The sequence below is a fragment of the Cobetia sp. genome, from assembly GCF_983723665.1.
The window spans coordinates 1-4476 of the sequence record NZ_CFDJES010000182.1; the positions used below are offsets into that span (position 1 = coordinate 1).

4 protein-coding genes are annotated in these 4476 nt (G+C 62.4%); 3 read left to right on the forward strand and 1 reads right to left on the reverse strand.

Going from position 1 to position 4476, the window contains the following annotated elements:
* Window positions 1–140: 140 nt before the first annotated feature.
* The 3 genes from upp to AC4FAH_RS13375 all read left to right on the forward strand — a co-directional run bounded on the left by upp (window position 141) and on the right by AC4FAH_RS13375 (window position 3592).
* Window positions 141–770, forward strand: coding sequence for a uracil phosphoribosyltransferase (upp, locus tag AC4FAH_RS13365; protein ID WP_043335602.1), 630 nt, complete (start codon window positions 141–143; stop codon window positions 768–770).
* A 121-nt stretch (window positions 771–891) separates the two neighbouring features.
* The gene (locus tag AC4FAH_RS13370; protein ID WP_303568501.1) at window positions 892–2178 is read left to right on the forward strand and encodes a uracil-xanthine permease family protein; all 1287 of its coding nucleotides are present in this window, start codon (window positions 892–894) and stop codon (window positions 2176–2178) included.
* Between the two features lie 190 nt (window positions 2179–2368).
* Complete coding sequence (locus tag AC4FAH_RS13375) at window positions 2369–3592, forward strand: glycosyltransferase (RefSeq protein ID WP_490246196.1); 1224 nt, start codon at window positions 2369–2371, stop codon at window positions 3590–3592.
* Between the two features lie 95 nt (window positions 3593–3687).
* On the opposite strand, the gene AC4FAH_RS13380 is transcribed toward AC4FAH_RS13375, so the two are convergent.
* On the reverse strand, window positions 3688–4326 hold the full coding sequence (locus AC4FAH_RS13380; RefSeq protein WP_288387913.1) for a helix-turn-helix domain-containing protein: 639 nt from the start codon (window positions 4324–4326) through the stop codon (window positions 3688–3690).
* Between the last annotated feature and the right edge of the window lie 150 nt (window positions 4327–4476).

Genomic DNA, 4476 nt, shown 5'->3' on the forward strand with positions numbered 1-4476 from the left:
CAGGGTGGTGGTACTTAACTTGTAAGCCTGCTTCCGCTAGAATGCGCTCAATTTACCAGCCTCCCCGCTGCTATCGTCCGAGCCGGCGGGGGTAGTGCTGCATATCGTTTGCACCATCTTCTGTCCCAAGAGGTATTTCCATGAGCGTCCATGCCATCAATCATCCACTGGTCCAGCACAAGCTCGGCCTGATGCGTGCAGCAGGCATCAGCACCAAGAGCTTCCGTGAGCTGGCCAGTGAGGTCGCCAAGCTGTTGACCTATGAGGCAACCCAGGACCTGGAGCTGGAAACTACCACCATTGATGCCTGGAGCGGCAACGAGCTGGATGTCCAGACCATCAAGGGCAAGAAAGTGACCATCGTCCCGATCCTGCGCGCCGGCCTGGGCATGCTGGATGGCGTGACGGACCTGATTCCCCCGGCACGCATCAGCGTCGTGGGCCTGTACCGTGATGAAGAGACGCTGGAGCCGGTACCGTATTTCGAGAAGTTCGTGTCAGATCTCGACGAGCGTCTGGCCATCGTGATCGACCCGATGCTGGCGACCGGCGGTTCCATGATCGCCACGCTGGACATGCTCAAGGCCAAGGGCTGCCAGCAGATCAAGGTCATCGTGCTGGTCGCGGCGCCTGAGGGGATTGCCAAGGTGCAGGAATCCTACCCGGACATCGAGATCTACACCGCCTCCGTCGATGACCGTCTCGACGAGAACGGTTACATCGTGCCGGGTCTCGGCGATGCCGGTGACAAGATCTTCGGCACGCGCTGAGCGCCCGCCAGAGATGACAACGCCCTGCGTATCTGCGCGGGGCGTTTTTGTATCTGTCTGACCTGTCTGAGCAGTCAGGATCAGGCGGTTGACTCCTCCGCCCGTGAAAAGAAGTGCTGCCATGTCGTCTTCATCACCGTCCTCTGATACCTCCTCTCCCCATGCGTCGTCTGCCCATGTGCCCTTGCCGGAACAGGAAGGGTTCTCGCTGACGACTCTCGTCACCGGCGCGCAGATGCTGTTCGTCGCCTTTGGTGCGCTGGTGCTGGTCCCGCTGCTGACCGGGCTTGATCCCAACGTCGCCCTGTTCACGGCCGGTGTCGGCACCCTGGTCTTCCAGTGCGTGACCAAGGCCAGCGTGCCGGTCTTCCTCGCCTCATCGTTTGCCTTCATTGCGCCCATCCAGAGCTCGGTCGCGAACTTCGGCATTCCTGCCACCATGGGCGGTTTGTTCGTCGCAGGCCTGGTCTATGTGCTGCTGGCGCAATGCATTCGCCTCAAGGGTGTCGGCATCGTGCATCGCCTGCTGCCGGCCGTCGTGGTCGGTCCGGTGATCATGGTCATCGGGCTGGCGCTGGCACCGACGGCGGTGCAGATGGCCACCGGCGAATTCAGCGACAACATCTCGCATGCCCAGGCGCTGACATTGTCATTGGCCAGTCTTGGCGTGACGCTGGTGCTGTCGATCTTCGGGCGTGGCATGTTGCGTCTGGTGCCGATCCTCGGCGGTATCCTGACGGGGTATGTGCTGGGGCTGGTGATGGGAGTGATCGATCTCTCGCCGGTGCATGCCGCTGAGTGGCTGGCGCTGCCAAGCTTCACTGCGCCGACCTTCGAATTTTCCGCCATTCTGTTCATGATTCCCGTCGCCATCGCGCCTGCCGTCGAGCATATCGGCGACATGGTGGCGATCGGCTCGGTGACACGGCGCGACTACCTGAAGAAGCCGGGGCTGCATCGCACGCTGCTCGGTGACGGCCTGGCGACGTCGGCGGCGTCACTGTTCGGTGGTCCGCCCAATACCACCTATTCCGAAGTGACCGGTGCGGTGATGCTGACCCGCAATTTCAATCCGCGCGTGATGACGGTCGCGGCCTGTGTCGCGATCTCGCTGGCCTTCATCGGCAAGGTCGGCGCCGTGCTGCAGACGATCCCCACGCCGGTGATGGGCGGCATCATGTGCCTGCTGTTCGGCTCGATCGCGGTGGTCGGCATGAACACGCTGGTGCGCGCGGGGGATTCGCTGACCGCACCGCGCAATCTGGTGATCGCCTCCTTGATCCTGGTGTTCGGGATCGGTGGCATGCAGGTCGGTGGTGGCCAGTTCACGCTGCAGGGCGTGAGCCTGGCCGCCATTCTGGGCATCGTGCTCAACCTGATTCTGCCGCCGGCGAAAGAGGGAGAATGATTACCATTTGATGAGTGGTCGCAGGGAACATTCCCGCGAATGACGGTTCAGATAAATGCAACTCCCGTGTGCTGAGTGACTGGCACATGTGAGTTGCATTTTTCGTTTTCCCACCAGACGCCAGCTATCGTTTTCGCATGTCTTGCACGCGACACAAAGCGGTACTGGCGGACATTCGAAGGAGTGATGCTTGCGTACCCTGGTCGTAGTGAGAAGCCTGAAAATGGGCGGCATGGAGCGAGTGGCGGTCAATCTTGCCGACAGTCTGGCCGCGAATGACCACGAGACGCATATGGTCATCTGGCGCGGTCGTGATCAGGTGCTTGAACCGCAGGATGCCAGCGTCCAGCAGCACATCGTGCCGATTCAGCAGCGCGTCCAGCGTTCCGTCGGCGGCGCCCTGACGACACTGGCGTCACGTCTGGTGCTCAATCCCGTCATCCGTCGCTCCAATTTCGTGTGGGTCGGCAAGGCCGGTGGCGAGGAATTCGCCGCTTGGCTCGAGGAATTCGAGCAGGAACACGGCAAGGTTGACCGCATCATCTTCCGTGGCCTGGGAACCTTCGAGCAGGTGTGGGGCTTCAAGGATTCCCGTGCACGTTACGTGCTGGAAAATCGCGTCAACTTTAGCGGCCCGCAGTGGAAGCAGCGCATGTTTGCCCGCTGTCTGCTGGAGGACAAGCATCTGGTGGCGGTGTCCGAGGATGTGGCGCAAGGGGCACGTGACATTGCTCGCCAGCATGGGGTGACGCCGGCGCATATCGAGACGATCGTCAATGCCTGTCCGATCACCCGGATCCGCGAGCAGGCCGCCATGGATGAGCCGGATATCCCCGCTGAGCCCTTCATTCTCAATGTGGCGCGTCTGGTGCCGCAGAAAGACCACGCCCTGTTGCTCGAGGCTTATGCCCTGGCCAATCCGAAGGAGCCGCTGGTGATCGTGGGGGCGGGCCATTGCCGGGAAGCCCTGGAAGCCCAGGCTGAATGGCTTGGCATCGCCGAGCGGGTGATCTTCGCCGGTCAGCGTGACAACCCCTATGCCTGGATGCGTGCCGCCAAGCTGTTCGTGCTCAGCTCGCGTGTCGAGGGCATGGGTATCGTGCTGATGGAGGCGCTGGCCTGCGGCACACCGGTAGTGTCGGTGGATTGTCGTGGCGGAATACGCGAGATCCTCAAGGGCGAGCTGGAACACGCCATCGCGCCGCATTCCGCCGAAGGCCTCGCGCGACGCATGAACGAGTTGTTGGCAGAGGAGGGCTATCCGATTCGCGAGGAATGGTTGGCAGATTTCTGCCCGCACACCATGGTGGAGCGCTTCCTGGCCGAGCCGGCCACCAATGACCCCTGGGATGAGGCGCGCGAGCAGTCGCCTGATGCTGCGGGCCACCCTCACTCCCGCGCTGCAAGAGGCTAGCGACGCGCTTCACGCCCACTCGGCCTAGCTGGCTTGGGTCTTGCTGGTTGAGGCCATGCTGGTCAGGGCCGAGCAGCTCTCGAGCGAATACCTGCCTAGCGACTCTGTGCGATGCATAGCCACTGGCAGTCTGGGGCCTCGGCAGCGTCGGAGGTCCCGTGGTGGGTAACTTCACGGCTGGCGGCTTGTGACGCCTCAGGCTTGCGCCAGTGCAGTTGATAGCGCTCCCCGGCATGCAGTCGCGCAGCATCACCACATTCGAGAAGTGCCTCCTGGCAGGCCGCCGTCGCGGGGAACTCGATGCACAGTGCGCCGTGCGTCACCAGCACCAGGCTGTCATGCGCGGCCTGCAGATAGGCGCTGCACTCCGGTGCGAGGCTGCCCAGCTCGATCTGGGGCTGTGGCGATGTCTGCCGGGATTGATCAATGCGTCGCAGCGTGAGTCCCGGTCCACAGCCCGCAATCGGCTCATGCTCGTTGCCACGTAGGATGCGTGGTGGTTCGACGGGTATCTCATCGCTGAAGAAGTCGCTCAGCGAGATCGGAAATACCTCGAGAATCTTGTTCAGCGAGCTGACGGAAGGGCTGACCGCGTCCTGCTCGACCTGCGAGATGGTCGAATTGGTCACCTGGGCGCGCTTGGCCAGTTCGCGCTGAGAGAGGCCATGACGCGTGCGCAGTTCGCGCAGCCGCTTGCCCAGCGTGCGAGACGCTGCCATTTCCTCGTCTGCCATTTTCTTGTCGTCAGTGGGCTGCGCTGCCTTGCCAGCAGTGAGAGGTTCTGAGGCAGTAGGGGAGCTATCGTGAGACATCAGTGGTGCCTGATTGAGTGAGCATGCGCGCAGGCTAGCACGCGGGTGGGAGTGCGTGGCAGTGCGCCTCGC